General features: G+C 73.6%; 3 protein-coding genes and 1 pseudogene. All 4 read right to left on the bottom strand.

All coding sequences use genetic code 11. The features are described from left to right. Positions 1-86 precede the first annotated feature (86 nt). Positions 87-1,815, bottom strand: a pseudogene (locus ACFXPK_RS31140) (PH domain-containing protein). Further along, positions 1,812-2,309, bottom strand: a complete 498-nt coding sequence (locus tag ACFXPK_RS31135) for a PH domain-containing protein (RefSeq protein WP_385080478.1) — start codon at positions 2,307-2,309, stop codon at positions 1,812-1,814. The pseudogene ACFXPK_RS31140 and the gene ACFXPK_RS31135 overlap by 4 nt, the downstream one beginning before the upstream one ends. A gap of 4 nt (positions 2,310-2,313) precedes the next feature. After that, a complete protein-coding gene (gene pgi, locus ACFXPK_RS31130; RefSeq protein WP_385080480.1) occupies positions 2,314-3,966 on the bottom strand; it encodes a glucose-6-phosphate isomerase in 1,653 nt (550 codons plus the stop codon). An 88-nt stretch (positions 3,967-4,054) separates the two neighbouring features. Continuing rightward, positions 4,055-5,266 (bottom strand): MFS transporter, encoded by a 1,212-nt coding sequence (locus ACFXPK_RS31125; protein WP_385005390.1) that lies wholly within the window; start codon positions 5,264-5,266, stop codon positions 4,055-4,057. Positions 5,267-5,482: the final 216 nt, after the last annotated feature.

Here is a 5,482-nt window from a genome sequence, read left to right as displayed (position 1 = left end):
CCGGGGGCCCCGGCCCGCCCCCCCGGGGGCGGGCCCGCGCGGGTGTACGGGCGGGGGCGACCGCCGGGTGGAGCGGCGCTTCCCCGCTACGGAGAGGGCTTCGCCCCTGGGACGGGCCGCTCGGGAACGGTCTCCAGGAAGGGTGTCAGCAGACCCGGGACCGCCGCGTCCGCGAAGGCCAGCGCCTCGCTCCGCGCCGCGTCGTGGACGTGGTAAGCGCCCTCTCCCGCGGCCGTCGTCGCCGTGAGGGTGACCAGACCGGCCCGGCGCTGGAAGAGGGACTGCCGCACCGTCCAGCCGATCACCCCGGTCCGCTGGAGCGCGACTGTCGAGCGGCGGACCGTGCCCGAGCGGGCCACCAGATAGCCGCCGCTCAGACCGTGGCCCAGATTCCGGTAGGCGTCCAGGGCGAGCAGCACCGCCGCCGGGAGCAGCACCACCGCGCAGGCCGCCGCCACCGGCAGGAGGACGTCCGTCACCAGCAGCCCGAGGACGGCGAGCAGCGCCACCGGCAGCAGCGCGCCGGCCAGGGACCAGCGCAGTCTGCGCCCCCGCGCGGCCCGCGGGTGCCGGATCAGCGGGGCCGGGTCGGTCGGGGAGACCGTCTCCCGCAGGACCCGCGCGGCCACCGCGTGGGCCGTCGCACGGGGCGCGGCGGGCAGCAGCGCCTTGTTGTCGGCGTGCTCGTCGTCCTCGTCCTGGGTGAGGCCGGTGGCGACCGCGTCCACCCGCGCGGCGCCCGCCAGCCGGACGCCCAGCGGCTCGACCAGTTCGACGCCGCGCAGCCGTCGCTCCTCGATGGAGACGGAGCGGGAGGTGAGCAGGCCGCGGCGGACCCGGAGGGTGCCGCCGGGCTCGCGCTCCAGCCGGTAGTTCCACCACATCTCGATCCACAGGCCGAGCGCGCCGACGATGCCCGCGAGCGCGGCGGCGGCCACCAGGATCAGGACCGTCCAGACGAGCGGGGTCTGCTCGAAGCGGTCCCGTATCCAGTCGATGACCTGGGTCTGCGCGCCGAACCACTCGCTGATCTGGAGCAGTCCGCCGGCCGCCGCGCCGCCGAGGACCGGGGCGACGAACGAGAGCGGCGCGTACCGCAGCCAGCGGCGGTCGAGGACGGCGAGCACGCCCTCGGGGTGGGTGCCCGCTCCGTCCGGGGCGCGGTCGAGCAGTTCGGTACGGAGCCGTTCGCCCTCGGCCCGGGTGACCGGGTCGAGTTCCAGCGTGGACTCGCCGCCGGAGTGCTCGCCGGTGCCGATACGGACCTTCACGAGGCCGAGGATCCGCAGCAGCGGATGTGCGGTCAGATCGACGCTGCGGATCCGGTCCCTGGCCAGCGAGCGGCGTTTGACCAGGAACAGGCCCGTGTGGAGTTCGGCGCGCTCGGGTCCTGTCCGGTAGCGGGTGCGGCGCCAGCGGACGTACTCCCCGCCCGTGCCGGCGAGGACCAGCAGCGTGGCCCCGGCGACCACCCAGGCCACCGACTCCGCCAGCGGCATCCGGCCGGCCATGCCGACGGCGGTGGGCAGCCCCGCGCCGAGGACGACCCCGGCCAGGACGAGGGCGGTGACCAGCAGGGGTGCGCGGGTCCAGCCGCCGCCACTCCGCCTCGCCGCGCGCCTCCTCCGCCGGGCCGGTGGCGGCCGGGGCGACGCCCGGGACCACGTCGTCCACCGCCGGGACCGCGGGGTCCGCGGGGTCCGCGGGGTCCGCGGGGTCCGCGGGGTCCGCGGGGTCCGCGGGGTCCGCGGGGTCCGCGGGGTCCGCGGGGTCCGCGAGGTCGGCCTCCCCGGCCGGTTCCGGCGGGCCGCTCATGTCGCGTCCCCCGGCGTGGCCCCGGTGATGTGGGTCAGCCGTTCGGCGAGGTCCGCGGCCACTTCGTGGTCGAGGCCCCGCAGGTGCACCGCGCCCTTGGAGGAGGCGGTCGTGACGATGACGGTGGAGAGCCTGAAGAGCTGCTCCAGCGGGCCGCGCACGGTGTCCACGGTCTGGATCCGGGACATCGGCGCGATCCGCCACTCCTGCCGGAAGAAACCGGTCCGGACGTAGACGGCCTCGCCCGTGACCTCCCAGCGGTGCACGCGGAACCACCACACGGGTATCAGCGCCGTACAGACGAGACCGAGCACCGCGAGGACGGCCGCCGTACCGAGCAGCCATCCCCGCGCGGGCGCGATGAACACGCCGAGCACCACCAGCACGGCCACCGGAACCAGCGCTGCCAGCAGGCACTGCGCGCGCCACCAGCCGACGGCACGCTCGTCCAGCGTGTTGTTCGGCGGTCGCAGTCTTCGCACCCCCTCCCCCATCGGCTCAGCGGCCCCGCAGCGAGCGGTAGGTGGCGACCAGCGCCGCCGTCGAGCCGTCGAACCCGTCGCCCTCGGCCTCGCCGGTGAGCACGGGCTCGATCTCCTTGGCGAGGACCTTGCCCAGTTCGACGCCCCACTGGTCGAAGGAGTCGATGTTCCACACGGCGCCCTGGACGAACACCTTGTGCTCGTACAGCGCGATCAACTGGCCCAGTACGGACGGGGTCAGCGTCTCCGCGAGGATGGTCGTGGTCGGGTGGTCGCCCCGGAACGTCTTGTGCGGCACCAGCTCCTCGGCCACCCCCTCCGCGCGTACCTCGTCGGGCGTCTTGCCGAAGGCGAGCGCCTGGGTCTGGGCGAAGAAGTTCGCCATCAGCAGGTCGTGCTGCGCGACCAGACCGGGCAGCAGATCGTCCACCGGCCGGGCGAAGCCGATGAAGTCCGCCGGGATGACCTTCGTCCCCTGGTGGATGAGCTGGTAGTACGCGTGCTGCCCGTTGGTGCCCGGGGTGCCCCAGACGACCGGACCGGTCTGCCACTCCACCGGCCGGCCGTCCCGGTCCACGGACTTGCCGTTCGACTCCATGTCGAGCTGCTGGAGGTAGGCCGTGAACTTGGACAGGTAGTGGCTGTACGGCAGGACCGCGTGCGACTGGGCGTCGAAGAACGCCCCGTACCAGACGCCCAGGAGTCCGAGCAGCAGCGGCGCGTTCTCCTCGGGGGGCGCGGTGCGGAAGTGCTCGTCGACGAGGTGGAAGCCGTCGAGCATCTCGCGGAACCGGCGGGGGCCGATCGCGATCATCAGCGAGAGTCCGATGGCCGAGTCGTACGAGTAGCGTCCGCCGACCCAGTCCCAGAACTCGAACATGTTCGCCGTGTCGATACCGAAGTCGGCGACCTTCTCGGCGTTGGTCGACAGCGCCACGAAGTGCTTGGCGACCGCCTCGGGGCCGACGCGCAACCCGGTCAGCAGCCAGTTCCGGGCCGAGGTGGCGTTGGTGATGGTCTCGATGGTGGTGAAGGTCTTGGACGCGACGATGAAGAGCGTCTGGGCCGGGTCCAGGTCCCGTACCGCCTCGTGCAGGTCGGCGCCGTCCACGTTGGAGACGAAACGGACCGTCAGGTCGCGGTCGGTGAAGGAGCGCAGCGTCTCGTACGCCATGGCGGGGCCGAGGTCGGAGCCGCCGATGCCGATGTTGACGATGTTCCTGATGGGCAGGCCCGTGTGGCCCGTCCACTCGCCGATCCTGACCTGGTCGGCGAAGGTGGCCATACGGTCGAGCACCGCGTGCACCGCCGGGACGACGTTCTCCCCGTCGACCTCGACCACGGCGTCGCGCGGGGCGCGGAGCGCGGTGTGCAGGACGGCGCGGTCCTCGGTGGTGTTGATCTTCTCGCCGCGGAACATCGCGTCCCGCAGCTCCGCGACCCCGGTGGCCGAGGCCAGCTCGCGCAGGAGCGCCAGCGTCTCGTCCGTCACCAGGTGCTTGGAGTAGTCCAGATACAGGTCCCCCACCCGGAGGGTGTAGCCGGTGCCGCGCGCCGGGTCGGCGGCGAACAGCTCCCGCAGAGTGGTGCCCGCCAACTGTTCCCGGTGCTTGCCCAGAGCGCTCCACTCGGGCGTCCGGTTGAGCCTGGTACGGCTTTCCGCGTTCATCTCGGACATCAGCCCACTTCTTCTCGTGCCTGTGTGCCGGCGTGGCTATACGCCTGCGAGTCTGTCTGTCCCCACTGTCCGTCCCAACTTAATTGATCAGAGTGCCGAGCGAGGCGACAGCCAGTGCGAAGAGCCCGGCGGCGAGCAGGGCGGGGGTGTTCAGCCCCCAGCCGGCCGCCGCGGCCCCGGCCAGCAGCGCGCCGAGCGGCGCCCCGGCGAGCGCGAGGGTACGGAAGGCGGAGCTGACCCGGCCGAGCATCTCCCGGGGGCTGCGCTCCTGCATCAGGGTGGTCTGGCTGACGTTCCACACCATGTTCATCGCCCCGAACATCCCGAGGCAGAGCGCCGGCGCCCAGATCTCCCGTATCGAGCCCAGCGCGACCAGACAGCCGATCTGCACGCATCCGGCGAGGAACATGGCCCGGACGCGCCCGATCCGCTCGGCGACCCGCCCGGCCAGCAGACCGCCGGCCACGCTCCCCGCGCCGAAGGCCGTGAGCGTCAGCGCGTACGCCCGGTCGCCGCCCCCCAGCCAGCCCGTGACATGCAGCACCAGCGTCGCGATCAGCCCGCCCATCGCGATGTTGCAGAGCGTCGTGGCCAGGCACAGTCCGCGCAGCGTCCGGTCCCCCGCCAGGAAGCGGATGCCCCCGGCGATCTCCGTGCGCAGGGTGGAGCCGGCCGCGCGGGGCGGACGCTCCGGCGCCGCGATCCGGAGGGAGGCGATGAGCAGGGCCGCCACCCCGTACGTGACCGCGTTGGCCGCGTGCGGCGCGGCGGCGCCCGCGAGCAGCAGCAGCGGGACCAGCGGGGCGGCGAGGAACGCGCCCGCGATCTGCTGCCCGGTCATCAGCCGGGCGTTGGCCGTGGCGAGGGCGGGCCGCGCCACCACGGAGGGCAGCAGGGCGGAGGCCGCGTTGTCGAAGAGCGTCTGGAACGTCGTGAGCAGGAAGGCGAGCGCCAGGAGCAGCGCGATCGACGCGTGTCCGAGGGCGACGGCCACCGCGAAGGCCGCCATCAGCACGGCCCTGACCAGGTCGACGCCCCACATCGCCCGCCGCTGGTCGACCCGGTCCGCGAGCGCCCCGCCGACCAGCCCGAACAGCAGCCACGGCAGATAGCCGCAGGCCGTCACCGAGGCGATCAGCAGCGGATCGTCGGTGAGCGAGGCGGCGAGCAGCGGCAGGGCCGCCGTCCGCAGCGCGTCACCGAACCGCGAGACGACCGCGGCCGACCACAGCCGCCCGAACCCCCCGCGCCAGGCGGGCGCCCGTACCTCCACCGTGTCGACAGCCGTCATCGCTCCCCCTCCCGGTCGACTGGAACAGACCGTACGGGGTGCCACTGACAATGGCCGCCGGCCCGCGTGTGGAGCCGCGTCGGCGGTGAAAGGCGGGGCGCGGGAAAAACGGTTCGGGGGGGGGGGGGGGGCCGCGGAGGAGGGGGGGCTGAGCGCCGCGCAGGGGGAGTAGATGCGGGCGGGGATTAAGTTGGAGGCGGAGAGCGGGGGTGTGGC

It is taken from the genome of Streptomyces sp. NPDC059142 (assembly GCF_042755665.1).
Classification (GTDB): Bacteria; Actinomycetota; Actinomycetes; order Streptomycetales; family Streptomycetaceae; genus Streptomyces.
Note: the sequence above shows the minus strand (reverse complement) of the source record. Positions and strands in the feature narration are given on the sequence as shown.

Excerpts from the sequence above, each read along its gene's own strand:
- ACFXPK_RS31135 (WP_385080478.1), bottom strand. The coding sequence starts at position 2,309 with ATGGGGGAGGGGGTGCGAAGACTGCGACCGCCGAACAACACGCTGGAC.
- pgi (WP_385080480.1), bottom strand. The coding sequence starts at position 3,966 with ATGAACGCGGAAAGCCGTACCAGGCTCAACCGGACGCCCGAGTGGAGC.
- ACFXPK_RS31125 (WP_385005390.1), bottom strand. The coding sequence starts at position 5,266 with ATGACGGCTGTCGACACGGTGGAGGTACGGGCGCCCGCCTGGCGCGGG.